Here is a 21,003-nt window from a genome sequence, read left to right on the forward strand (position 1 = left end):
AGCCGTCGTGCCTGGTCGCAGAAGCCGCGCGGCCCCGTGCGGGGCCGCGGTGCCGGGCATCGCCGAAAACGCCGAGTACCGCCATACGGGTGAACGGTTGGTGTTCACAACCTCCCAGTGGGCTCAGAGGGCCTGAGCGGCGGGCTTCACCATCCCCCGCACCGTCCGCGACTTCACGAAGTCGCCCATCGCCGTCATCTCCCACTCGCCGGAGAACTGGCGGATGAGCTTGGCCATCATCACGCCGGTCTGCGCCTCCGCGTTCGTGAGGTCGAAGCGGACCAGCTCCTCGCCCGTCGCCGCGTCGAGCAGGCGGCAGTACGCCTTGGCGACGTCGGTGAACTTCTGGCCCGAGAACGAGTTCACGGTGAAGACCAGGCCCGTGACCTCCTGCGGCAGCCGGCCGAGGTCCACGACGATCACCTCGTCGTCGCCCGCGCCCTCGCCCGTGAGGTTGTCGCCGGAGTGCTTGATCGCGCCGTTCACGATCGAGAGCTTGCCGAAGTAGCAGCTGTCGATGTGGTTGCGCTGCGGCCCGTACGCGATGACCGACGCGTCCAGGTCGATGTCCTTGCCGCGGAACGCCGGCTCCCAGCCGAGGCCCATCTTGACCTGGGAGAGCAGCGGCTTGCCGCCCTTGACCAGGGACACCGTCTGGTTCTTCTGGAGGGAGACCCGGCCCTTGTCGAGGTTGATCTTCCCGGAGCCCGGCGCCGGGGCGGGCGGCGCGGCGGGGGCGGGCGCGGCGGCCGGCGGGGGCGGCGCGAGCCGCGGGTCGACCGGCGGCGTCGTCGGCGCGGGCATCGAGGCGGCAGGCGGGGCGGCGGGCGGCGCCTGCGGGGCGGGAGCGGCGGCCGGGGCCGGGGCGGCGGGGGCCGCGGGCTCCTCGACCGAGACGCCGAAGTCGGTGGCGATGCCCGCAAGCCCGTTCGCATACCCCTGGCCCACCGCGCGCGCCTTCCACGCGCCGTTCCTCAGGTACACCTCCATGACCACGAGCGCCGTCTCCGCGCCGAGCTGCGGCGGCGTGAACGTCGCGATCACCGAGCCGTCGTCCGCACCGCGGATCGTGGCGGTCGGCTCGATGCCCTGGAACGTCTGGCCCTCGGCGTCCGGGCTCGCGGTGACGACGATCTTCTCGATGCCCGGCGGGATCGCGGCCGTGTCGACCGTGATCGAGTCGGGGGACGTGCCGCCGCCCGACGTATAGGTCACACCGGGGCCCGAGGGCTGGTTGTAGAAGATGAAGTCGTCGTCCGAGCGCACCTTGCCGTCGGCGGTGAGCAGCAGGCCCGATACGTCGAGCCGCACGGGGGCCGTGACGTCCACCGCCACGCGCTGCGCCGTGAGCGGGATGTTCGAGCCAGGGGTCATAGCTGTCATGCCAGAGGTAACGAGCGACTCCGCTTTACCGTTCCCTTACCGAGCACTTTTCTCGCCCGTCCGTGCGCGGCGCGTAGCTGCGACGCCGGGCATTTAATTTGCGAGAGTGCCCGTCGTGAACATGCACAAAGGGCACCGAACCGGACCGACAGGGGACGATCCCCACCTGGACGACCCGACCACCGCCGAGGGTGTCGCCGACGCGGGCGACCTCGGGTACGCGAAGAGCCTCAGGCCCCGCCACATCAGCATGATCGCGATCGGTGGGGCGATCGGCACGGGCCTCTTCCTCGGCGCCGGCGGCAACCTCGCGAAGGCGGGCCCCGCCCTCGCGTTCGCGTACGCGATCTGCGGCGTGTTCGCGTTCTTCGTGGTGCGGGCGCTCGGCGAACTCGTCGTGCACCGGCCCTCGTCGGGCTCCTTCGTCTCGTACGCGCGCGAGTTCCTCGGCGAGCGCGGCGCGTTCGTGGCCGGCTGGATGTACGTCCTGAACTGGTCGTCCGCCGGAATGGCCGACATCACGGCGGTCGCCCTCTACGTGCACTACTGGTCGATGTTCACGACGATCCCGCAGTGGGTGCTGGCCGCGATCGCCCTGGCGATCGTGCTCACCATCAACCTGATCTCCGTGAAGAGCTTCGGTGAGATGGAGTTCTGGTTCGCCATCGTGAAGGTGGCGGCGCTCGTACTCTTCCTGCTGATCGGGATCTTCTTCCTGGTGACGGGCAAGCCGGTCGACGGCACGTACGACCCGGGCATCTCGCTGATCAGCGACAACGGCGGCTTCTTCCCGCTGGGCGTGCTGCCCGTCGTTCTGATCACGCAGACGGTGGTCTTCGCGTACGCGGCGGTGGAGATGGTCGGCGTGACGGCGGGCGAGACCGCCGAGCCGGAGAAGGTCGTGCCGAAGGCCGTGAACTCGATCATGTGGCGTGTCGGCATCTTCTACGTCGGCTCGGTCGTGATGCTGACGCTGCTGCTGCCCTGGACCGCGTACTCGGCGGGCGAGAGCCCGTTCGTGACGGTGCTCTCGAAGATCGGGGTGCCCGCGGCCGGCGGCATCATGAACCTCGTCGTGCTGACGGCCGCCATGTCCTCGCTCAACTCCGGGCTCTACACCACGGGCCGCATCCTGCGCTCGATGTCGATGGCGGGCTCGGCCCCGTCCTTCACTGCCCGGATGAGCGGCAGCCACGTCCCGTACGGCGGGATCCTGCTGACGGCGACGGTGGCGCTGTTCGGCGTCGCGCTCAACGCGTGGCTGCCGGAGGACGCGTTCGCCATCGTCACGAACGTCTCCTCGCTCGGCGTCATCTCCACCTGGGTGATGATCATGCTCTGCCATCTGGTGTTCGTGCGCCGCGCCAGGGAGGGCGTCGTGCACCGGCCCGCGTTCCGGCTGTGGGCCTCGCCGTGGATCGAGCTGGCCACGATCGCGTTCCTGTTCGCCGTGATCGTGATGATGTGGTTCGACAAGGACGGCGCGGGCCGCGACACGGTCCTGATGCTCATTCCGATCGCGGCGTGCCTGACGATCGGCTGGTACGCGGTGCGGGGGCGGGTCCACCGGATCGCCGCCGAGCGCGAGGCGCCGCCGGTGGACCCGCTCCAGTGAGGCGTCGTCAGCCCTGGCGCCGCCAGGGGCCCTTGATCGCCACCATGATGCCCGGCGTCTGGATGTTCGCGTAGAGCGTCGATCCGTCCGGCGAGAAGGTCACACCCGTCATCTCGCTGTACTCCGGCTCCGCCTCGGTGCCGATGTTCAGGTCGTTGCGGGCGATCGGGTACGTGCGGCCCTTCTCGGTCGCGCCGAACAGGTGCTGCACGCCCTCCCCGTCCTCGGAGATGACGATCCCGCCGTACGGGGAGACGGTGATGTTGTCCGGGCCGTCGAAGGCACCGTCCTTCGACGGGTCCGGGTTGACGCCGAGCAGCACCTTCAGGGTGAGGGTGCGGCGCTTCGGGTCGTAGAACCAGACCTGGCCGTCGTGCGCGACGGGGCTCTCCTCACGGGCGTACGAGGAGACGACGTACGCGCCGCCGTCGCCCCACCACATGCCCTCGAGCTTGCGGGCGCGGGTGATCTCGCCGTCCTTGAACTGCTTGCGCGTGGAGACCGACTTGGCGTCACGGTCCGGGACGTCGACCCAGTCGACGCCGTACGTCGTGCCGATCTTCGTGGCGCGCGAGAGGTCGTCGACGAAGCGGCCGCCGGAGTCGAAGCACTTGAACGCCTGGAGCACGCCCGCGTCGTCGGCGAGGGTGCGCAGCTTGCCGCGGCCGTGCTTGAAGCCGTGCGGCGGGACCCAGCGGTAGAGCAGCCCGTTGGGGCCCGAGGCGTCCTCGGTGAGGTAGGCGTGCCCCTGCTTGGGGTCGATGACGACGGCCTCGTGGGCGTACCGGCCGAAGGCCTTGATCGGCTTCGGCGAGCGGTTGGCGCGGCGGTCGGCCGGGTCGACCTCGAAGACGTAGCCGTGGTCCTTGGTGAAGCCGTTCTTGCCGGCCTTGTCCTCGGTCTCCTCGCAGGTCAGCCAGGTGTTCCACGGGGTGTGGCCGCCCGCGCAGTTGGTGGCGGTGCCGGCGATGCCGACCCACTCGGCGACCTCGCCGCCCTTGCGGACCTCGACGACGGTGCAGCCGCCGGCCGCCATCGGGTCGTAGACGAGACCCTCGGTGAGCGGCACGGGGTGCGGCCAGTCGGCGCGGGCGCCGGCCAGCTCGTGGTTGTTGACGAGCAGCGTGGCGCCGCGCGGGCCCGCGAAGGCGGCGGTGCCGTCGTGGTTGGAGGGCGTGAACTCGCCGGACTCCAGCTTGGTCTTCCCGCAGTACGTGATGACCGTGTACGAGAAGCCCTCGGGGAGCGCGAGGATGCCGTCGGGGTCGTCGATCAGCGGTCCGTAGCCGATGCCCCGGTCCTTGCCCTTGAGGACGTCGACGGTGGTGTCGTCGGTGGCGGCGAGGGCGTTCGGCGCGGTGGCCAGCGAGCCGACGGAACCGGCGAGCGCGATGCCGGCCCCGGTGGCCGCGGATCGTCTGGTGAAGTCCCTGCGAGTGAGCGACATGCTGGGTGTCTCCCGTGAGGTTCGATGAGAGTGAACGGGCCCTGTTTTCGGCCATACGTTCTCGCTCGCGTATAAACGGCGGTTGAACACCGTCCGACGTCGAGGGGCCCGCTTACATGACTTCCGTGAACCTTGAACCGACCGGACGCCGCGTCCTCGTCTCCGGCGCGTCCCGCGGCCTCGGCCGCGCGCTCGCGCGGGCGTTCGCGGCGAACGGCGACCGGGTGGCCGTGCACTACGGCTCCCGGGAGGCCGAGGCACGGGCCACGCTCGACGCGCTGACCGGCGACGGGCACGTCCTCGTCGGCGGCGACACCGCCACGCCCGACGGCGCGGCGGACGTCGTCGAGCGCGCCGCGGACGGACTCGGCGGGCTCGACGTGCTGGTCAACAACGCGGCCGTGAACACCCCGCACCCGCCGGCCACCACCCCGTACGAGGAGTGGGTGCGGCAGTGGCAGAGCCATGTCTCCGTGAACCTGCTGGGCACCGCGCACCTCAGCCACCTCGCCGCGCACCGCATGATCGGGCAGGGCACGGCGGGCCGCATCGTGAACGTCGGCTCGCGCGGCGCGTTCAAGGGCGAGCCCGACCACCCGGCGTACGGGGCGACGAAGGCCGCCGTGCACGCGCTCGGCCAGTCCCTCGCCGTGGCGCTCGCCCCGCACGGCATCGGGGTGGCGTCGGTGGCGCCCGGATTCATCGAGACGGAGCGGGTGGCGCACCGGCTGACCGACGAGGTGCGCGCGCAGAGCCCGTTCGGCCGGGTGGCATCGGCGGACGAGGTCGCCGAGGCCGTGCTGTGGCTCGCCTCGCCCGCCGCGCAATGGGCCTCCGGCACGGTCCTCGACCTGAACGGGGCGTCGTACCTGCGGACGTGACCGGGGCGGCACCCCGCGCTCCCCCGCGCCGAAATCTTCGTAAAGAAGGTCAACAGGCGCATCACGCACCCAAACCCAAGATTTCACGCAGAACGCCTTGACCGGACCATCCCGCGGCAATAGACAGACGTCAGCAGACCGTTGCGGGGGGTGGCGAGCCGATGGACGTACGCCAGGCACGTGGCCTCCATGAGAGCCGGCTGATGAGGCTGGCCAATGTCACCGGGGTCGGTACCGGGAAGGACGAGCACACGGGCGAGGACGTCATCGTCGTCTTCGTGACCCGCAAAGTGCCCCGCGACCGGCTCCGCGCGGAGGACGTCGTACCCGAAGCGCTCGACGGGGTACCGGTGCGTGTGCTCGCCATCGGCGACGTGCACGCCCAGGACGACGGGCGCTGAGACTCCCCCGCACTCCGACGGCAAGTCAGGGGAATAGAGGTGGTCTGGCGTGCGCCAGCCCGAATTGATGCGCGGACCGGCCGGGGGACAGCTCAGCGACAGCTCCCGGCAGCAAGCGACCAGCGACTTCCTGCGGCGCGAGGCGCCCCTTGCCAACGTGGTCGGCTTCGGCCACGGCGTGAAGTGGTCGAACGGCGAGCCGACGGGCGAGGAGGCCGTCCTCGTCTTCGTGACCCAGAAGGTGCCCGAGTCCCTGCTTCCTGAACGGGACGTGATCCCGCGTCAGATGGACGACGGCACCCCGACCGACATCGTGGCCGTCGGCCACATCTCCGCCCAGCGCCGGCAGAGCCGCCCCTCCGGAGCCCGCTCCGAAGAGGTCTCGTACGGCCCCGACGGCGGCATCGCCCAGCAGCTCTCGGGCCTCGCCCAGCCGTCGCTCGAGGAACGGATCGGCGGGCTCGGCCAGTTCGAGCCGCAGCAGCTCGTCCGCCGGATGCGGCCCTGCCCCTCCGGGTTCTCCGTCGGCAACGTCGCCATCACCGCCGGCACCCTCGGCAGCGTCGTCTACGACTTCCTGCCGGGCGCCACGGTGGACCCGCCGGGACCCGGGCTCGGCGTGCCGTCCAAGTTCTACATCCTCTCCAACAACCACGTGCTCGCCGACTCCAACCGGGCCCAGCTGGGCAGCGCCATCGTGCAGCCGGGGCGGTTCGACGGCGGCACGGACCCGGCCGACCGGATCGCCACGCTGTCCCGCTTCATCACCATCCAGTTCGCGCCGCAGACGCCGCTGGAACGGCAGAACAACGTGGTCGACTGCGCGCTCGCCGAGGTCCAGTTCCAGGACGCCACGCGCGAGCAGTACTTCAGCGGCGCGCCGCGCGCCTGGCGCCGCAAGGCGAACGTCGCGGTCGGCGACCTCGTGAAGAAGACGGGCCGCACGACGAACGTGTCCTTCGGCCGGATCATCGCGGTCGACGCCACGATCGACGTCAACTACGGCACCGCGGGCACGGCCCGCTTCAAGGACCAGATCCTCACGACGAACATGTCGGCGGGCGGCGACTCCGGTTCCCTGGTCACATCCCTCGACAACGTCGCGGTGGGCCTGCTCTTCGCCGGCTCCTCCCAGGTCACGGTCGAGAACCACATCGAGAACGTCCGCGCGCTGCTGCGCGTGGAGATCTCCGAGCAACTGGCATAGGAGGTGACGGAGACGCCATGACCACACAGGCACGCAAGGGCAAGGGCCAGACCCGCTCCGAACACCGCTTCCACAACCCGCAGGGCGCGGAGGTCAAGACCCGCGACGAGGCGTTCGCCGCGCAGCGCGAGGTGTCCGCGGAGGCCCTCACGGTCGACTGCAAGCTGGAGCTCAACAACGGCTCGGTCACCTTCGCCATCACCGCGAAGATCAACCCCAACACCCACCCGTTCGTGGTGACCGGCGGCCAGATCACGTCGGGCATCTGCGGCGCGCCGTGGGACATCACGGGCGGCTTCATCGGCGACACCATCCGCCTGGACGCGAAGCGGGCGGGCCAGGGTTCGTGCGCCAACACCATCACGGTGGTCGGCGAGTACCAGAACCCGGCGTCCTACCGCGGCACGTACGGCTTCGACGGGGCGTCCTCGTCCTTCAAGCACACGACGCGCTATCTCTGCTAGCAGCACGGGCACGACGACGGCCCGGCCCCCGCTTCCACGCGGGCGCCGGGCCGTTCCGTGTCGAGCCCCTCAGCTACCGCCGGCCGAACGCGCCTTGAAGGCCGCCTTGCGGGCCTCCTTCGCCACCTTCTTGTCCGGGTGCAGGCGGCCCATCGCCTCCAGCACATCCGCCGTGGCGGGGTGCTCCACGCGCCACGCCGCCGCGAAGAAGCCGCTGTGCTGCGCCGCGAGCCCCTCGACCAGCGCCTGCAGCTCGTCCGAGTTGCCCTCGAGCGACAGCTGCGCGGCGATCGTGTCGACGGTCAGCCAGAACACCATGTCCTGCGACGGCGCGGGCACGTCCCCGAACCCGTGCTCGGCCAGCCACACCCGGGCGAGCCCGCCCAGCTCGGCGTCGTCGAGGACCTCCCGCAGCGCCGGCTCGGCCTCCGTGCCGACCAGCGACAGCGCCTGCTGGCACCGCAGCCGCCGCAGCGGTGCCCACTCGTCGGCCCCGCGCGCCGCGCCCAGCAACTCCCGTGCGGCGGCCAGCGGTTCACGCCGGGCCAGCCACCCCTCGATCTCGACCTGCGCCGCGGCCTGCGGGAACGCGGCCGTGCCGTCGAGCAGTACGTCGGCGCCCTTGTCGGCGAGATCGCCGACCGCCGGGGCCGCCACACCGGCGTCGAGCATCCGCGCCCTGACCCCGTACAGGCCGAGCGGGGTGAGCCTGACCAGGCCGTACCGGGAGACGTCGGACTCGTCGACGGGCTCGGCCGGCGGCTCGTCGGAGTCGATGTCCGCCATCAGCGCCTCGTCGACCGGCTGGAACTCCACGAGGCCGATCGGCTCGAGCACCCGGAACTGGTCGTCGAGCCGCATCATCGCGTCCGACACCTGCTCGAGCACGTCGTCCGTCGGCTCGCCCATGTCGTCGGGGACGATCATCGAGGCGGCGAGCGCGGGCAGCGGAACGGCCTCCTCGCCCGCCCCGCCGTCGCTGACGGTCAGCAGGTACAGATTGCCGAGCACGCCCTCCAGGAACTCGGACTCCGCCTCGGGGTCCCAGTCGAGCTGCGAGAAGTCGATCTCGCCGCCCTCCTCCATGGCGTCGACGATGTCGTCGAGGTCCGGGACGCTGGCGTCGGCGAGGACGGTGTCGAGCGCGCCCAGCCACACCGTGAGCACGTCGGCGGGGCCGCCCGACGTGAGCGTGCCGAGCTCCTCGCCGACCGTGACGGTGCCCTCCTCCTCGTCGACGATCTCGACGAGGCCCGTGTCGACGGCGACGCGCCAGGCCTCGCTCGCGTACGCGGCGCCGTCCTCCTCGTCGGCGAGCCCCAGCTCGGCCGCCGCGGCGGGCAGCTGCTCCTCGTCGAGTTCGCCGCCGGCGCCGACCCGCGTGTCGGGCCCGGCCCAGCGGGCGAGCCGCACCGCACGGGAGAGCAGGGGCGTGGCAAGGGCGTCCCGCGCCAGCTCCGCTTCGGCGGGCAGCCGCACCGGCGGCAGGGGGGAGCTGTCTGACATCGGCTGGTTCTCCTCGGGGACGTGCATGAGGCCTACTCCTACGTTGCGACCGCCCAGCCTAGAGCCTGCCCGGCGGATCCTGCTGGAGTCGCGTGCCCTGGCACGCGCACCTGCGGCGTTGTCGTCAATCACCATCGCTCCGCGATGCCTCAATCCTCCGCCTTGCAGGTGCACGCACCAGACCCCGCTCGCCTGCACCGCCTGGGCACGGCCATCCGCGTCCAGCCTGATCCGCCGGGCAGGCTCTAACGGATTTACACCGATGCTGTCCGGTTCACGCCCCGGTCGGCTCCTCCTCATGTGCCCGACATCCCCGGAACCTTGACAACTCGCCCGCGCTGGACGGAAATTGACGCGCGTAGAAGTCCCGCTCCGCCACCACGTCCCGGCGCCCGCCGGCCGCACGTCCCCGGAGGATCCGTTGTCCCGATCGACGTCCCATCCCTTCTCGCGGTCGCGCCTCGCCGCGCTCGCCGTCGCCTGCGCCGCGGTGTCCGGCACCCTGGCCACCGTCCCCGCCCACCCGGCGGCCGCCGCCGACGTCGCCATCCACGACATCCAGGGCGCCACCCGAATATCCCCGCTCACCGGACAGCAGGTCACCGGCGTGACGGGGGTGGTGACGGGCGTCAGAACCTACGGCTCGTCCCGCGGCTTCTGGTTCCAGGACACCAGGCCCGACAACGACCCCGCCACCAGCGAGGGCGTCTTCGTCTTCACGAGTTCCACGCCCACCGTGCGGGCCGGCGACGCGGTCACCGTCTCCGGCACGGTCACCGAGTACGTGCCCGGCGGCGCCTCGTCCGGCAACCAGTCGCTCACCGAGCTGACGAAGCCGACCGTCACCGTGAACTCCTCCGGCAACCCCGTCCCGGTCACCACCATCAGCGACAAGTCCGTCCCCGCCGCGTACACCCCGCAGGGCGACCCCGCGGCGAACGGCTCGATCAACAAGCTGCCGCTGCGCCCCAAGGCGTACGCCCTCGACTACTACGAGTCCCTGGAGGGCCAGAACGTCCGGATCGGCTCCTCCCGCGTCGTCACCGCATCCGACGCCTACGCCGAGCTGTGGGTCACGGTGAAGCCGCACGAGAACCGCACCAGGCGCGGCGGCACCCGCTACGCCTCGTACGACGACCAGAATGCCGGACGCCTCCAGATCCAGTCGCTCGGGGCGGTCGCCGACTTCCCCGCGGCCGACGTCGGCGACGTCATCGGCGGCACCACCGAGGGCCCGCTCGACTTCAACCAGTACGGCGGATACACGCTGGTGGCCCGGGAGTTGGGGACGCTGCGCGCGTCCGGCGTCGAGCGCGAGACGACCCGCGCGCAGAAGTCGGGCGAGCTGGCCGTGGCGACGTACAACGTCGAGAACCTCGACCCGACCGACGCCACCTTCGACGCGCACGCCGCCGCGATCGTCGGCAATCTGCGCTCCCCCGACATCGTGTCCCTGGAGGAGATCCAGGACAACAACGGCGCGAAGAACGACGGCACGGTGGCCGCCGACGCCACGATGGGCAAGCTGATCGACGCGATCGTGGCCGCGGGCGGACCGCGCTACGACTGGCGTTCGATCGACCCGGAGAACAACAAGGACGGCGGCGAGCCCGGCGGCAACATCCGCCAGGTGTTCCTGTTCAACCCGGACCGCGTGTCATTCACCGACCGGCCCGGCGGCGACGCCACGACGGCCGTGGGCGTCACGACCGAGAAGGGCGGGGCGGCGCTCACCGCGTCACCGGGCCGCGTGGCGCCCGCGGACGCCGCATGGTCGAACAGCCGCAAGCCGCTGGCCGGCGAGTTCACGTTCCGCGGCAAGCGGGTCTTCGTGATCGCCAACCACTTCGCGTCGAAGGGCGGCGACCAGGCCCTGACCTCGCAGTACCAGCCGCCGACCCGCTCGTCGGAGACGCAGCGGCACGCCCAGGCGACCGTCGTGAACGACTTCGTGAAGGACATCCTCAAGGCCCAGTCCGACGCGGACGTGATCACGCTCGGCGACATCAACGACTTCGAGTTCTCCGGGACGGCGCAGCGCCTGGAGGCGGGCGGCGCGCTCTGGTCGGCGATCAAGTCGCTGCCCAAGCAGGAGCGTTACACCTACGACTACCAGGGCAACAGCCAGGTCCTCGACCAGATTCTGATCAGCCCGTCGATCCGGGCGAAGGACGCGTTCGCGTACGACAGCGTGCACATCAACAGCGAGTTCCACGACCAGATCAGCGACCACGACCCGCAGGTGCTGCGCTTCCGCCCCTGACGGGCCGCGCCGACCAGTCGTTCGGCCGCTCAGTCGAAGATGCGGAGCAGCCAGTCGCCCCACTGGATCTCGTTGCGCCGGGCGTCGGCGTCCGCCGCGAAGTCGTGGACGCCGATGCCGACGGGCGCGCCCCAGCGGCCGCGCCCGAAGAAGCGGTAGAGGGCGTCCTCGGTGCGCAGCCCCAGGAACGCGGCGTCGCGGTAGTCGAGGACGGCGTCCAGGGCCTGCCCTTCCGGGCCCCGGACGCGGACCCGCGCCCCCTCGGCGGCGTCCACGGGCAGGTCGAGGGCGCGGCCGACGGCGGTGAGCGCCTCGGGGTTGGCGGAGGCGGCGGGCCCTTCGACCCCGGCGAAGGCGACCGCCCGGCCCGCGAAGTACGTCAGGTACTGGCGCAGGGTGTGCAGGTGGAAGTCGGTGTGCCGCTCGGTGGCGTCGTGCCGCTCGGCCCAGTCCTCGGTGAAGACGCCGCTGTGCACGTAGGTCACGCGGGACCGGCCGCCGCCGTCGCGCGGTTCGACGGTCCAGTCGAGCTGGTTCAGCGGCTGGCCGGGCGGCAGGGCGGCCGGGTCGTCGGAGCGGGCGGTGAGGCGGCGCGGCGGGTCCCAGACGGTGAGCACGGAGTGGAAGGGGCCGGTGCCGCCCTCCTTCGGCTCGTACTCCATGGGCCGCAGCCAGCCGCCGGACTCCTTGGTGACGGCGTCCCACACCCGCCGCGGCGGGGCGTCGACCTCGAACTCCCGCACGACCTCGAACGGCTTCCCGCCTCCGCGGTCCCCGCTCACACCCGCCGCCTACGTCGCATACCCCCACGTTCCCCCGAATCCCACCCTCCGTCCAGGCGAGGGGGCCCGTCACGGTGACGCGTCGTCCGCCGGACCGCCCTTCGCCCGTCCCAGCCGCGCCAACTGGGCTTGGAACCAGTCGAGTCGGGCCTGGAGGAGGGCCGCCTCCGCGGCCAGTTCCGGCATTCCGGGGGCCGCTTCCGGGAGCTCCGCGCCCGGCGCCGCGCGCACCCGCAGGCCGTCCCCCGCGAGCCGGGCGAACGCGGCGAGGGTCCAGCGGGGGCGCCCGCCGACGCAGCCCGGGCAGGCCGCCTCCAGGACCCGCCACCCCGCGCGCCCCCATCCGGCGTCGGCGAGCACGACGGCCTCGGCCCCGCACCGGCAGGGGCCGACGGTGGCGGCGCGCACGCGCTGACGTGCGGAGCGGAATCCGCGCTCGAAGCGGATGTACGGCCCGAGGACGGTGACGTCGAGGAGGACCGCGGCGCGGTGCTCGGCGTGCGTCAACATGCCTTGCGCGTCCCGGAGTTCGGTGACGCAGTGGAAGCCGCAGTCGCAGCGCCGGTGCGGGGCGCGGTGGCGGCGCCCGTACACGCAGCGCGCGTCGTCGAGCACCCGGTACGGTGCGGCGGCGCCGAGCGAGACGCCCAGGAAACCGGCGCGCCCACCGTCCGCGTCGACGGCAGGGTGGGCGATCTTGTATCCGGTGGGCGGCTCCGCGGGGCGCTCCTGCGGGAGCCGCACCCTCATCGCGCGGCCGGCACCTCGACGGGCTCGGGCGCGACGTCGTCGGCCGTCAACTCCGCGGCCCGCTCGTCGACTTCGACGGCCTCGGCCGGCGTCTCCTCTTCGGCGATTCCGGTGGCGAGTGCTTTGCCGAGCCTCATGGTGCCTCCCCTGAACGGCCTTCGGTGACCCGGTCGCCGGCCACCGGCCTCTCATGGTGACGCATACGCCCGGTTTTGGCACCAGTGCGTCCCGCGTCGCACGTCAGCAGCGCGTACTGGTCGGCCACCACCGCCTCGGCCACGGCGACCGCCCGCTCGCCCGCGAGCCGGAGCCCGGCCTGTGACCAGGGTTCGGGGGCCGGACGCCGGCGGCGCCACCAGGCGGCGCACAGCGCGTAGAGCCCGCTCGCGCACATCACCGCGGGCGCGGCAAGCGCCACCATCACGTCTCGCACCACACGCACCTCGACGACCGTTCAGCGGTGCTCCGCACCACCTCGTAGCAGAATTAAGTGGAGCTTCACGGTCAGGAAGCCGACACTCCCCACATGACCGACGACGCACCCCGCCGCCCCACCCCCTTCAACCGCGCCCTGTGCGCCATGGTCACGCCGTTCACCGAGACGGGCGACCTCGACACGGCCGCCGCCCAGGAGCTGGCCGACCGTCTGGTGTCCGAGGGCTGCGAGGGCCTGGTCCTGTCCGGCACGACCGGGGAGTCGCCGACGACGACGGACGCGGAGAAGGCGCGGCTCGTCCGGGCGGTGCGGGAGGCGGTGGGCGACCGCGCGACGATCGTCGCCGGAGTCGGCACGCCCGACACCCGCCACACGATCACCCTCGCCCGCCAGGCCCAACAGGCGGGCGCCGACGGCCTGTTGGTGGTGTCCCCGTACTACAGCCGCCCGCCCCAGGACGCCCTGGAGCACCACTTCCGCACGGTCGCGGACGCCACGGACCTCCCCGTGATGCTGTACGACATCCCGACCCGCACCGGCACCCGCATCGAACCGGCCACGATGATCCGCCTCGCCGACCACCCCCGCATCGTCGCGGTGAAGGACTGCGCGTACGACCTGCTGTCCACCCAACAGGTCATGGCTGCCACGGACCTGGCCTACTACACGGGCTGCGACGAGTACGTCCTCCCCCTCTACGCCCTCGGCGGCGCGGGCTACGTCTCCACGGTCGCGAACGTCGCCCCCGCCGCCTTCCGCGCCATCATCGACGCCCACGACGACGCCAACCCCACCGAGGCCACCCACCGCCAACGCCTCACGATCCCCCTGACCACCCTGATGATGCACGCGGGCCTCCCCGGCACGGTGACCGCCAAGTCCCTCCTCGGTTACCCGGTCCGCGAGCCGTTGCGGCCCGCCGACGCCCGGACGGTCGCGGCGCTGCGGGCGGCGCACGCGACCCTGATCGACGCGACGGCGCGCCAGTAGATCGCGCACACGCTCACCCGAACACGCCCCGAAACCAGGTACGGATACTCATGACGGGGTCGTGCGCCCGGCGTGACCATGAGGGCAGCACGACACCTTCACCCACGGGGAGACGACCGATGAATGCCCGCACCCTGCTGCGCCTGACCGTCACCAACCCGGCGTCGGCCGTCTACCTCGGACTCGTCGGTGCGTCCGTCGTGTTCGAGGTCGTCGTGCTGCTCACGGCGTCCGACCCGGGGTTCGTGGGGGTGTGGCCGTTCTTCTTCACCGCGCCCGTGTCGCTGGTGATGGTCGCGGGGGTCGAGGCGCTCTGGGGCATGGACGCCCCGTACTGGGTGCTGATGGTCGGGCTCGCCGTGAGCGCGCTGCTGCAGTCGCTCGCGCTGGGCGCCACGTTCGAGGCTCTGCGGGGGCGCAGGCGCGTGGGGCGCGCTGCCTGAGCCACGTAACGCGCGAGCGCCCTCCCGTACGGAACGGGAGGGCGCTCGTGTGTGCGCGGGGCTCAGTTGTGGCTGTGGAGGATCTCGTTGAGGCCGCCCCAGACCGCGTTGTTCGGGCGGGCCTCGACCGTGCCGGTCACCGAGTTGCGGCGGAAGAGGATGTTGGAGGCGCCGGAGAGCTCGCGGGCCTTGACCACCTGGCCGTCGGGCATCGTGACGCGGGTGCCGGCCGTGACGTACAGGCCGGCCTCGACGACGCACTCGTCGCCGAGCGCGATGCCGACGCCCGCCTCGGCGCCGACGAGGCAGCGCTCGCCGATGACGATGCGGACGTTGCCGCCGCCGGAGAGGGTGCCCATCGTGGAGGCGCCGCCGCCGATGTCCGAGCCGTCGCCGACGACGACGCCCGCGGAGATGCGGCCCTCGACCATCGACGTGCCGAGCGTGCCGGCGTTGAAGTTCACGAAGCCCTCGTGCATGACCGTGGTGCCCTCGGCGAGGTGCGCGCCGAGGCGGACGCGGTCGGCGTCGGCGATGCGCACGCCCTTGGGGGCGACGTAGTCCGTCATGCGCGGGAACTTGTCCACGGACGTCACCTGGAGGTGCAGGCCCTCCGCGCGGGCGTTCAGGCGGGCGGTCTCCAGGTTGTCGACGGCGACCGGGCCGAGCGAGGTCCAGGCGACGTTGGCGAGGAAGCCGAACATGCCGTCCAGGTTCTGGCCGTGCGGCTTCACCAGGCGGTGGGAGAGCAGGTGCAGGCGCAGGTACACGTCGTGCGCGTCGAGCGGCTTGTCGTCGAGGGACGCGATGACCGTGCGGACGGCGACGGTCTCCACGCCGCGGCGGGCGTCGGGACCGATGGCCTTCGCCGCGCCCTCCCCGAGCAGCTCGACGGCCTTCTCGGCGGAGAGCTTCTCGGTCCCGGCCGGGCCGGGCTCGGCGACGAGCTCGGGCTTCGGGAACCAGGTGTCGAGCACGGTGCCGTCGGTGGTAACGGTGGCGAGACCGGCGGCGACGGCGCCGGTGGAGCGAGGACCTGCGGGGGAGGGTGTGGTGTCGGTCATGGGGCCAAACCTAATCGGCGCGGGCCCGCGGAGGCCAACCGGTGCCCACCCCCGTCTCACCAGCCGGGCGCCGCAGCCCTCACGGGATCAGCCGCGCCAGCATCGCGCGCGTGAACGCCTCGTCGTACTCGCCGCCGGTCAGCAGCACCTGCAGCGAGATCCCGTCCATGAGGGCCACGAGCGCCCGCGCCGTGACGTCGTCCGTGCGCCGCGAGACGACCTCGGCCAGCTCCTCGCACCACTCGGCCGCCACGGGCCGCAGCGCGGGCCTGCGCAGGGCCGCCAGATACAGCTCGTACTCCAGCTCGACGCCGACCCGGTCCCCCGCCAGCCAATCGCCCAGCACGGCGGCCAGCTCCGCCGCCAGGTCGGTGCGCGGGTCCTCGATGCCGTGGTGCGCGGCGACGACCTTCGCGAAGCCCTCGTTGGCCTGCCGCAGCGCCGCGACCATCAGCTCGTCGAGCGTCTTGAAGTGGTACGTGGTGGAGCCCAGCGGCACGTCCGCCTCCGCGGCGGCGCTGCGGTGGCTGAGCCCCGCGATGCCCTTCGAGCCGACGACCCGGATCGCGGCGTCGATGATCCGCTGGCGGCGCTCCGGATCGTAGCGGCGGCGGGGGGCCATCAGTGCGCGCCGCCCAGATTGAGCAGGACGACGCCGCCGATGACGAGCAGGATCCCGGCGGCCTTGGCGAGCGTGAGGCCCTCCCCCAGGAACAGCATGCCGATCGCGGCGATGACGGCGGTTCCGGTGCCCGCCCAGATCGCGTACGCGGTGCCGATCTGCACGGTCTTCAGCGTCTGCGCGAGCAGCGCGAACGCCACGATGTACCCGGCGATCGTGAGCAGCGAGGGCCAGAGCCTGCTGAACCCCTCGCTGTACTTCATGGCGGTGGTGGCCCCCACCTCGGCGGCTATGGCGCCGGCCAGCAGCACATATCCCATGTGTACGAGTGTACATAACGGCGCCCATGAAAAAGCCCCTCCAACCGGAGGGGCTTTTCGACTCAGACGTTGAAGCCGAGCGCCCTGAGCTGCTCGCGACCGTCGTCCGTGATCTTGTCCGGGCCCCACGGCGGCATCCAGACCCAGTTGATCCGGAGCTCGTTGACGATGCCGTCGGTGGCGGACTTGGCCTGGTCCTCGATGACGTCGGTCAGCGGGCAGGCCGCCGACGTCAGCGTCATGTCGATCGTCGCGATGTTCGCGTCGTCGATGTGGATGCCGTAGATCAGGCCCAGGTTGACGACGTCGATGCCCAGCTCCGGGTCGACGACGTCGTACAGCGCCTCGCGGACCTCGTCCTCGGAGGCGGGCTTCATCTCCACTGCCGTGCTGTCACTCATGCGGTCTTCGCCTCCTCCGGCCGATGCGGAGCATCTGATGTGCCCAGCGCCTGTGCCGTCGCGTCCTTCCACGCCATCCAGCTCAGGAGGGCGCACTTGACTCGGGCCGGGTACTTGGAGACGCCGGCGAACGCGACGGCGTCCTCCAGCAGCTCCTCCATGTCGTCGTCCGGCTCGATCTGTCCCTTCGACTGCATCAGGTCCAGGAACGTCTCCTGGATCTTCCGCGCGTCGGACAGCTCCTTGCCGACGAGAAGGTCGTTGAGGACGGACGCCGAGGCCTGGCTGATGGAGCAGCCCTGGCCCTCGTACGAGACGTCCGCGATCTTCTCGCCGTCGTACTTCACGCGCAGCGTGATCTCGTCGCCGCACGTCGGGTTGACGTGGTGCACCTCGGCGTCGCCATCCCGCAGACCGCGCCCGTGCGGGTGCTTGTAGTGGTCCAGGATGACTTCCTGGTACATCGAATCCAGCTTCATGCGATTCCTCGCCAACCCCTCAGCCGAAGAAGTTCCGTACGTGCTCCAGCCCCTCGACCAGAGCGTCGATCTCGGCGGGCGTGGAGTACAGATAGAACGACGCTCGCGTGGTCGCAGGAATTCCGTACCGCAGGCAGACCGGCCGCGCGCAGTGGTGGCCGACCCGGACCGCGATGCCCTGCTCGTCGAGGACCTGGCCCACGTCGTGCGGGTGGATGTCGCCCAGCGTGAAGGAGATCGCCGCACCGCGCTCCTCGGCCGTGGTGGGGCCGATGATCTTGAGGTCGGGGACCTCCTGGAGCCGCTTGACCGCGTACTCGGTGAGCGCCTGCTCGTGCCGGAGGATGTTCTCCATGCCGATCGAGTTCAGGTAGTCGATCGCCGCGCCGAGGGCCACGGCCTCCGCGATCGGCGGCGTACCGGCCTCGAACTTGTGCGGGGCGGGGGCGTACGTCGAGGAGTGCATGGACACCGTCTCGATCATCTCGCCGCCGCCGAGGAAGGGCGGGAGGTCCTCGAGCAGCTCCTGGCGGCCCCAGAGGACGCCGATGCCGGTCGGGCCGCACATCTTGTGGCCGGTGAAGGCCACGAAGTCGGCCTGGAGGGCCTGCACGTCGATCGGCATGTGCGGGGCGGCCTGCGAGGCGTCGATGCAGACCAGGGCGCCGACCTCCTGGGCGCGGCGCACGATGGCCTCGACCGGGTTGTGGGTGCCCAGGATGTTCGACACGAGCACGAAGGAGACGATCTTCGTCTTCTCGGTGATGATCTCGTCGATGTTGCTGAGGTCGAGACGGCCGTCGTCCGTCAGACCGAACCACTTCAGCTTCGCGCCGGTGCGCTGCGCGAGCAGCTGCCACGGAACGATGTTGGAGTGGTGCTCCATCTCCGTGATCACGATCTCGGTCTCGTGATCGACCTTGTACGGCTCGTCGGCCCAGCCGAGCATGTTGGCGACGAGGTTGAGCGACTCCGAGGCGTTCTTCGTGAAGACGACCTCGTCGCGGCTCGGCGCGTTGATGAACGCGGCGACCTTGTCGCGCGCACCCTCGTACAGCGCCGTGGCCTCCTCGGCCAGCACGTGCACGCCGCGGTGCACGTTGGCGTTGTGCTGCTCGTAGTACTCCGTGATGACGTCGAGGACCTGGCGCGGCGTCTGCGAGGTCGCCGCGTTGTCCAGGTACACGAGCTTCTTGTCGTCGTGCAGCACCCGGTCGAGGATCGGGAAGTCCTTGCGGATCGCCTCGGTGTCGAGGAGGCCCGGCAGCTGTGTCACGCGGATGCGCCACCCTTCACGTACTTGTCGTAGCCCTCGGCCTCGAGCTGGTCGGCGAGCTCGGCGCCGCCGGACTCGACGATGCGGCCGCCCGCGAAGACGTGCACGTGGTCGGGCTTGATGTAGCGCAGGATGCGCGTGTAGTGCGTCACGAGGAGGGTGCCGACCTCGCCGTTCTCACGGACGCGGTTGATGCCCTCGGAGACGATGCGCAGCGCGTCGACGTCGAGGCCGGAGTCGGTCTCGTCGAGCACGGCGATCTTCGGCTTGAGGAGCTCCAGCTGGAGGATCTCGTGGCGCTTCTTCTCACCGCCGGAGAAGCCCTCGTTCACGTTGCGCTCGGCGAAGGACGGGTCCATGGAGAGCCGCTCCATGGCCTCCTTGACCTCCTTCACCCAGGTGCGCAGCTTGGGGGCCTCGCCGCGCACGGCCGTGGCCGAGGTGCGCAGGAAGTTGGAGACGGAGACACCGGGGACCTCGACCGGGTACTGCATGGCGAGGAAGAGGCCGGCGCGGGCGCGCTCGTCGACGGACATCTCCAGGACGTCCTCGCCGTCGAGCGTGACGGTGCCGGAGGTGATCGTGTACTTGGGGTGACCCGCGAGCGAGTACGCCAGGGTCGACTTGCCGGAGCCGTTCGGACCCATGATCGCGTGGGTCTCGCCCTGCTTCACGGTCAGGTCGACGCCCTTGAGGATCTCCTTCGTGGCGTTGTCCGCCTCGACGGTGACGTGCAGGTCCTTGATTTCAAGCGTTGCCATGGGGACTTCAGTTCTCCTGGGTGAGGGAGACGAGAACATCGTCCCCTTCGATCTTCACGGGGTATACGGGCACGGGGCGGGTGGCGGGCAGGCCCGACGGCTTGCCGGTGCGCAGGTCGAACGCGGAGCCGTGCAGCCAGCACTCGATCTGGCAGTCCTCGACCTCGCCCTCGGAGAGCGAGACGTTCGCGTGCGAGCAGATGTCGTTGATCGCGAACACCTCGCCCTCGGTGCTCACGATGGACACGGGCGTACCGTCGATCTCCACCCGCTTCGGGGTGTCGGTCTCCAGCTCGGCGAGTCCACAGGCACGGACGAAAGCGGGGGCCATCAGACCGACGCCTCCAGCTCGGCCTCGATCTTCTCGAGCAGCCGCTCCTCGATGTCGTCGACACCGATCTGCTGGACCAGCTCGGCGAAGAAGCCGCGCACGACGAGGCGGCGCGCCTCGTGGGCCGGGATGCCGCGGGCCATCAGGTAGAAGAGCTGCTCGTCGTCGAAGCGGCCGGTGGCGGAGGCGTGACCGGCGCCGACGATCTCGCCGGTCTCGATCTCCAGGTTCGGCACGGAGTCGACACGGGCACCGTCGGTCAGAACCAGGTTCCGGTTCATCTCGTACGTGTCGGTGCCCTCGGCGGCGGCCTCGATGAGGACGTCGCCGATCCACACGGCGTGCGCGTCGTCGCCCTGGAGCGCGCCCTTGTAGACGACGTTCGACTTGCAGTGCGGGGTGTTGTGGTCGACCAGGAGGCGGTGCTCCTGGTGCTGGCCCGCGTCGGTGAAGTACAGGCCGAACAGCTCGGCCTCGCCGCCCGTGGCCGCGTACTGGACGCGGGGGTGCAGGCGGACGACGTCGCCGCCGAAGGTGACGACGACCGACTTGAAGGAGGCGTCGCGGCCGACGAGCGCGTTGTGCTGCGCCACGTGGACGGCCTTGTCGTCCCAGTCCTGCACGGAGACGACCGTCAGCTTCGCGCCGTCGCCGAGCAGGTAGTCGACGTTGGCGGCGAGCACCGCGTCACCGGTGTGGTCGATGACGACGACGGCCTCGGCGAAGGCGCCCAGCTCGATGACCTGGTGGCCGTAGGCGACGCCGCCCTCGCCGTGCACGCGGACACGGATCGGCTCGGTGAGCACCGTCTCCTTGGGCACGGAGACGACGGACGCCTTCTCGAACGCCGAGTACGCCTGCGCGGCGATCCGGTCGACGGGCTTGCCGGCCTTGCCGACGCGGGCGTCGTCGCGGCCGACGAGCTCGACGGTGACGCCCTCGGGGGCCTCGACGTCGACCTTCACGCCGTCGCCGGTCGCGGTGGCGGTGCCGTCGTGCAGTCCGCGCAGCCGCTCCAGCGGCGTGAACCGCCACTCCTCCTCGCGGCCGTGCGGGACCGGGAAGTCCTGCACGTCGTAGGAGGGGGGCGCGCTCATGCGGGTGGCGACGGTCGACTCGGCGGCGACCGCGATCTGTCCGGCGGTCGTCGACCCGGCCGGGATGTTCTGAGCCTCAGCCAT

At 71.1% G+C, this 21,003-nt stretch carries 24 protein-coding genes; 8 read left to right on the forward strand and 16 right to left on the reverse strand.

What is annotated here, in order from left to right; translation table 11 throughout:
• Positions 1-123 precede the first annotated feature (123 nt).
• Complete coding sequence (locus ACTWJ8_RS11460; RefSeq protein WP_356388378.1) at positions 124-1,374, reverse strand: TerD family protein; 1,251 nt, start codon at positions 1,372-1,374, stop codon at positions 124-126.
• Between the two features lie 130 nt (positions 1,375-1,504).
• Between ACTWJ8_RS11460 and ACTWJ8_RS11465 the strand changes: the two genes are divergently transcribed.
• Positions 1,505-2,998, forward strand: a complete 1,494-nt coding sequence (locus ACTWJ8_RS11465) for an amino acid permease (protein ID WP_443264869.1) — start codon at positions 1,505-1,507, stop codon at positions 2,996-2,998.
• A gap of 7 nt (positions 2,999-3,005) precedes the next feature.
• Here ACTWJ8_RS11465 and ACTWJ8_RS11470 read toward each other — a convergent pair whose 3' ends face one another.
• On the reverse strand, positions 3,006-4,445 hold the full coding sequence (locus tag ACTWJ8_RS11470) for an alkaline phosphatase PhoX (RefSeq protein WP_356388376.1): 1,440 nt from the start codon (positions 4,443-4,445) through the stop codon (positions 3,006-3,008).
• Positions 4,446-4,561: 116 nt separating this feature from the next.
• Between ACTWJ8_RS11470 and ACTWJ8_RS11475 the strand changes: the two genes are divergently transcribed.
• The 4 genes from ACTWJ8_RS11475 to ACTWJ8_RS11490 all read left to right on the forward strand — a co-directional run bounded on the left by ACTWJ8_RS11475 (position 4,562) and on the right by ACTWJ8_RS11490 (position 7,398).
• A complete protein-coding gene (locus ACTWJ8_RS11475; RefSeq protein ID WP_443263743.1) occupies positions 4,562-5,326 on the forward strand; it encodes an SDR family NAD(P)-dependent oxidoreductase in 765 nt (254 codons plus the stop codon).
• Positions 5,327-5,529: 203 nt separating this feature from the next.
• On the forward strand, positions 5,530-5,727 hold the full coding sequence (locus ACTWJ8_RS11480) for a hypothetical protein (protein WP_356388372.1): 198 nt from the start codon (positions 5,530-5,532) through the stop codon (positions 5,725-5,727).
• 49 nt (positions 5,728-5,776) lie between these two features.
• The gene (locus ACTWJ8_RS11485; RefSeq protein ID WP_443263744.1) at positions 5,777-6,934 is read left to right on the forward strand and encodes a hypothetical protein; all 1,158 of its coding nucleotides are present in this window, start codon (positions 5,777-5,779) and stop codon (positions 6,932-6,934) included.
• 17 nt (positions 6,935-6,951) lie between these two features.
• Complete coding sequence (locus ACTWJ8_RS11490; protein ID WP_356388368.1) at positions 6,952-7,398, forward strand: hypothetical protein; 447 nt, start codon at positions 6,952-6,954, stop codon at positions 7,396-7,398.
• A gap of 69 nt (positions 7,399-7,467) precedes the next feature.
• Here ACTWJ8_RS11490 and ACTWJ8_RS11495 read toward each other — a convergent pair whose 3' ends face one another.
• The gene (locus ACTWJ8_RS11495) at positions 7,468-8,904 is read right to left on the reverse strand and encodes a hypothetical protein (RefSeq protein WP_356388367.1); all 1,437 of its coding nucleotides are present in this window, start codon (positions 8,902-8,904) and stop codon (positions 7,468-7,470) included.
• 421 nt (positions 8,905-9,325) lie between these two features.
• Between ACTWJ8_RS11495 and ACTWJ8_RS11500 the strand changes: the two genes are divergently transcribed.
• Positions 9,326-11,167 carry an endonuclease/exonuclease/phosphatase family protein gene (locus tag ACTWJ8_RS11500; RefSeq protein ID WP_443263745.1) on the forward strand — a complete coding sequence of 614 codons (1,842 nt, stop codon included), beginning with the start codon at positions 9,326-9,328 and terminating at the stop codon, positions 11,165-11,167.
• A gap of 29 nt (positions 11,168-11,196) precedes the next feature.
• On the opposite strand, the gene ACTWJ8_RS11505 is transcribed toward ACTWJ8_RS11500, so the two are convergent.
• The 4 genes from ACTWJ8_RS11505 to ACTWJ8_RS11520 all read right to left on the reverse strand — a co-directional run bounded on the left by ACTWJ8_RS11505 (position 11,197) and on the right by ACTWJ8_RS11520 (position 13,132).
• Positions 11,197-11,949, reverse strand: a complete 753-nt coding sequence (locus ACTWJ8_RS11505) for an SRPBCC family protein (protein WP_443263746.1) — start codon at positions 11,947-11,949, stop codon at positions 11,197-11,199.
• A gap of 69 nt (positions 11,950-12,018) precedes the next feature.
• On the reverse strand, positions 12,019-12,699 hold the full coding sequence (locus tag ACTWJ8_RS11510; RefSeq protein ID WP_443263747.1) for a hypothetical protein: 681 nt from the start codon (positions 12,697-12,699) through the stop codon (positions 12,019-12,021).
• Positions 12,696-12,836 carry a hypothetical protein gene (locus tag ACTWJ8_RS11515; RefSeq protein WP_443263748.1) on the reverse strand — a complete coding sequence of 47 codons (141 nt, stop codon included), beginning with the start codon at positions 12,834-12,836 and terminating at the stop codon, positions 12,696-12,698. Before ACTWJ8_RS11515 ends, ACTWJ8_RS11510 begins: the two co-directional genes overlap by 4 nt.
• Positions 12,833-13,132: a hypothetical protein gene (locus tag ACTWJ8_RS11520; protein WP_443263749.1), complete on the reverse strand. Its 300-nt coding sequence runs from the start codon at positions 13,130-13,132 to the stop codon at positions 12,833-12,835. Before ACTWJ8_RS11520 ends, ACTWJ8_RS11515 begins: the two co-directional genes overlap by 4 nt.
• Positions 13,133-13,225: 93 nt before the next feature.
• Between ACTWJ8_RS11520 and dapA the strand changes: the two genes are divergently transcribed.
• Together dapA and ACTWJ8_RS11530 are read left to right on the forward strand one after the other, a co-directional pair.
• Positions 13,226-14,125: a 4-hydroxy-tetrahydrodipicolinate synthase gene (dapA, locus tag ACTWJ8_RS11525; RefSeq protein WP_443263750.1), complete on the forward strand. Its 900-nt coding sequence runs from the start codon at positions 13,226-13,228 to the stop codon at positions 14,123-14,125.
• A 119-nt stretch (positions 14,126-14,244) separates the two neighbouring features.
• Entirely contained in the window at positions 14,245-14,568 is a 324-nt protein-coding gene (locus ACTWJ8_RS11530; RefSeq protein ID WP_443263751.1) for an SCO4225 family membrane protein, read from the forward strand.
• A 62-nt stretch (positions 14,569-14,630) separates the two neighbouring features.
• On the opposite strand, the gene dapD is transcribed toward ACTWJ8_RS11530, so the two are convergent.
• The 9 genes from dapD to sufD all read right to left on the reverse strand — a co-directional run bounded on the left by dapD (position 14,631) and on the right by sufD (position 21,003).
• The gene (gene dapD, locus ACTWJ8_RS11535; protein WP_356388349.1) at positions 14,631-15,632 is read right to left on the reverse strand and encodes a 2,3,4,5-tetrahydropyridine-2,6-dicarboxylate N-succinyltransferase; all 1,002 of its coding nucleotides are present in this window, start codon (positions 15,630-15,632) and stop codon (positions 14,631-14,633) included.
• Between the two features lie 79 nt (positions 15,633-15,711).
• Positions 15,712-16,254 (reverse strand): TetR/AcrR family transcriptional regulator, encoded by a 543-nt coding sequence (locus ACTWJ8_RS11540; RefSeq protein WP_443263752.1) that lies wholly within the window; start codon positions 16,252-16,254, stop codon positions 15,712-15,714.
• On the reverse strand, positions 16,254-16,574 hold the full coding sequence (locus tag ACTWJ8_RS11545) for a DMT family transporter (RefSeq protein ID WP_356388345.1): 321 nt from the start codon (positions 16,572-16,574) through the stop codon (positions 16,254-16,256). Before ACTWJ8_RS11545 ends, ACTWJ8_RS11540 begins: the two co-directional genes overlap by 1 nt.
• Positions 16,575-16,636: 62 nt before the next feature.
• A complete protein-coding gene (locus ACTWJ8_RS11550) occupies positions 16,637-16,975 on the reverse strand; it encodes a metal-sulfur cluster assembly factor (protein WP_356388343.1) in 339 nt (112 codons plus the stop codon).
• On the reverse strand, positions 16,972-17,454 hold the full coding sequence (gene sufU / locus ACTWJ8_RS11555; protein ID WP_443263754.1) for a Fe-S cluster assembly sulfur transfer protein SufU: 483 nt from the start codon (positions 17,452-17,454) through the stop codon (positions 16,972-16,974). Before sufU ends, ACTWJ8_RS11550 begins: the two co-directional genes overlap by 4 nt.
• Before the next feature lie 19 nt (positions 17,455-17,473).
• Positions 17,474-18,730: a cysteine desulfurase gene (locus ACTWJ8_RS11560; protein ID WP_356388340.1), complete on the reverse strand. Its 1,257-nt coding sequence runs from the start codon at positions 18,728-18,730 to the stop codon at positions 17,474-17,476.
• On the reverse strand, positions 18,727-19,491 hold the full coding sequence (sufC, locus tag ACTWJ8_RS11565) for a Fe-S cluster assembly ATPase SufC (RefSeq protein WP_356388338.1): 765 nt from the start codon (positions 19,489-19,491) through the stop codon (positions 18,727-18,729). Before sufC ends, ACTWJ8_RS11560 begins: the two co-directional genes overlap by 4 nt.
• 7 nt (positions 19,492-19,498) lie before the next feature.
• Complete coding sequence (locus ACTWJ8_RS11570; RefSeq protein ID WP_356388336.1) at positions 19,499-19,822, reverse strand: non-heme iron oxygenase ferredoxin subunit; 324 nt, start codon at positions 19,820-19,822, stop codon at positions 19,499-19,501.
• Entirely contained in the window at positions 19,822-21,003 is a 1,182-nt protein-coding gene (sufD, locus tag ACTWJ8_RS11575) for a Fe-S cluster assembly protein SufD (protein WP_356388334.1), read from the reverse strand. Before sufD ends, ACTWJ8_RS11570 begins: the two co-directional genes overlap by 1 nt.

Origin of the sequence: Streptomyces sp. SDT5-1 (assembly GCF_052245995.1) — a bacterium.
Classification (GTDB): domain Bacteria; phylum Actinomycetota; class Actinomycetes; order Streptomycetales; family Streptomycetaceae; genus Streptomyces.

Coding starts and splice junctions, on each gene's coding strand:
- ACTWJ8_RS11515 (WP_443263748.1), bottom strand. CDS start 12,836: ATGAGGCTCGGCAAAGCACTCGCCACCGGAATCGCCGAAGAGGAGACG.
- sufU (WP_443263754.1), bottom strand. CDS start 17,454: ATGAAGCTGGATTCGATGTACCAGGAAGTCATCCTGGACCACTACAAG.
- ACTWJ8_RS11510 (WP_443263747.1), bottom strand. CDS start 12,699: ATGAGGGTGCGGCTCCCGCAGGAGCGCCCCGCGGAGCCGCCCACCGGA.
- ACTWJ8_RS11550 (WP_356388343.1), bottom strand. CDS start 16,975: ATGAGTGACAGCACGGCAGTGGAGATGAAGCCCGCCTCCGAGGACGAG.
- ACTWJ8_RS11530 (WP_443263751.1), top strand. CDS start 14,245: ATGAATGCCCGCACCCTGCTGCGCCTGACCGTCACCAACCCGGCGTCG.
- ACTWJ8_RS11480 (WP_356388372.1), top strand. CDS start 5,530: ATGAGGCTGGCCAATGTCACCGGGGTCGGTACCGGGAAGGACGAGCAC.
- sufD (WP_356388334.1), bottom strand. CDS start 21,003: ATGGCTGAGGCTCAGAACATCCCGGCCGGGTCGACGACCGCCGGACAG.
- ACTWJ8_RS11495 (WP_356388367.1), bottom strand. CDS start 8,904: ATGTCAGACAGCTCCCCCCTGCCGCCGGTGCGGCTGCCCGCCGAAGCG.
- ACTWJ8_RS11540 (WP_443263752.1), bottom strand. CDS start 16,254: ATGGCCCCCCGCCGCCGCTACGATCCGGAGCGCCGCCAGCGGATCATC.
- dapD (WP_356388349.1), bottom strand. CDS start 15,632: ATGACCGACACCACACCCTCCCCCGCAGGTCCTCGCTCCACCGGCGCC.
- ACTWJ8_RS11465 (WP_443264869.1), top strand. CDS start 1,505: ATGCACAAAGGGCACCGAACCGGACCGACAGGGGACGATCCCCACCTG.
- sufC (WP_356388338.1), bottom strand. CDS start 19,491: ATGGCAACGCTTGAAATCAAGGACCTGCACGTCACCGTCGAGGCGGAC.
- ACTWJ8_RS11460 (WP_356388378.1), bottom strand. CDS start 1,374: ATGACCCCTGGCTCGAACATCCCGCTCACGGCGCAGCGCGTGGCGGTG.
- ACTWJ8_RS11570 (WP_356388336.1), bottom strand. CDS start 19,822: ATGGCCCCCGCTTTCGTCCGTGCCTGTGGACTCGCCGAGCTGGAGACC.
- ACTWJ8_RS11470 (WP_356388376.1), bottom strand. CDS start 4,445: ATGTCGCTCACTCGCAGGGACTTCACCAGACGATCCGCGGCCACCGGG.
- dapA (WP_443263750.1), top strand. CDS start 13,226: ATGACCGACGACGCACCCCGCCGCCCCACCCCCTTCAACCGCGCCCTG.
- ACTWJ8_RS11545 (WP_356388345.1), bottom strand. CDS start 16,574: ATGGGATATGTGCTGCTGGCCGGCGCCATAGCCGCCGAGGTGGGGGCC.
- ACTWJ8_RS11490 (WP_356388368.1), top strand. CDS start 6,952: ATGACCACACAGGCACGCAAGGGCAAGGGCCAGACCCGCTCCGAACAC.
- ACTWJ8_RS11475 (WP_443263743.1), top strand. CDS start 4,562: ATGACTTCCGTGAACCTTGAACCGACCGGACGCCGCGTCCTCGTCTCC.